Origin of the sequence: Klebsiella sp. HMSC09D12, assembly GCF_001808475.1 — a bacterium.
GTDB lineage: Bacteria > Pseudomonadota > Gammaproteobacteria > Enterobacterales > Enterobacteriaceae > Klebsiella > Klebsiella oxytoca.
The window spans coordinates 1-806 of record NZ_KV793443.1 but is presented as its reverse complement, the minus strand read 5'-3'; the positions used below and the strand labels follow the sequence as shown (position 1 = coordinate 806).

Here is an 806-nt window from a genome sequence, read left to right as displayed (position 1 = left end):
GTAAGCGGGGCGAGACGGGAACCGGCTCGATGCGTAGCACAGCAGAGCGGCCCCGAAGGGGTAACGCCCGGAGTCTGCCGCTGTTTCTCTCTCGTTCTATCTGAAATCGGCGGTATGGCCATAAAAGAATAATGGCGCCCGTTTGGGCGCCATTGTGGGATCAGGGGTTTTGTTTCTGTGTCCATAATCTGCCAGCCAGTGCGGCTTCTGCCTGCTGCTCGGTATCAAAATATTCGTTAGATTCGCGTGATACCGGCTCACCATATTCTGTCTGCGTTCCAATGTAATAGCCGCGGGCTGACTCCATCACTTCCAGTTTCAGGCGCATCCCGATTTGAGCGGCCAGTTTTCCATATTCCATCTTTTCTCCTTCAGGGGGCGTTAGCCCCCATGTTGTTAATCATCAGGCAATATCGTTTTTGTAGCAGGCATAACCGAAGCTAAGCTCTGTTTTCATATGGTGGCGGGCATAGTCCCAGGCAGCGTGGCCGAAGTCCTCATAATCTGCCAGGACAATTTCGCGGGCTTTGTGCCATTGCTGTACGGAAGAAAGCGGCAGAACAGGGCAGGGAAGTGACCAGTCAGTGACGGTGTTGCAGATCATATCTGCCAGACGCACCAGTGTGCCGTAAACCAGCTCTGTGCGCAGATCCGCCACCATGCGCTGTTTACGCAGTGATGCCAGATAATCAATCTCTTTGGTTATGTCAGAATTTAAGCGGGTCTGGTAATCCATGATGTACTCCTTTGCGCGCCGATACCGGCAATTTTGCGGGCGGCGGTGTTGCCTCCCGATGATTTAATTA

Annotated in this window: 2 protein-coding genes; both read right to left on the bottom strand. The window is 53.0% G+C overall.

From position 1 onward, the window contains the following. Positions 1-160: 160 nt before the first annotated feature. On the bottom strand, positions 161-361 hold the full coding sequence (locus HMPREF3178_RS08400; protein ID WP_033547495.1) for a hypothetical protein: 201 nt from the start codon (positions 359-361) through the stop codon (positions 161-163). A gap of 42 nt (positions 362-403) precedes the next feature. Beyond that, positions 404-736 carry a hypothetical protein gene (locus tag HMPREF3178_RS08395; RefSeq protein WP_033547496.1) on the bottom strand — a complete coding sequence of 111 codons (333 nt, stop codon included), beginning with the start codon at positions 734-736 and terminating at the stop codon, positions 404-406. Positions 737-806 lie beyond the last annotated feature (70 nt).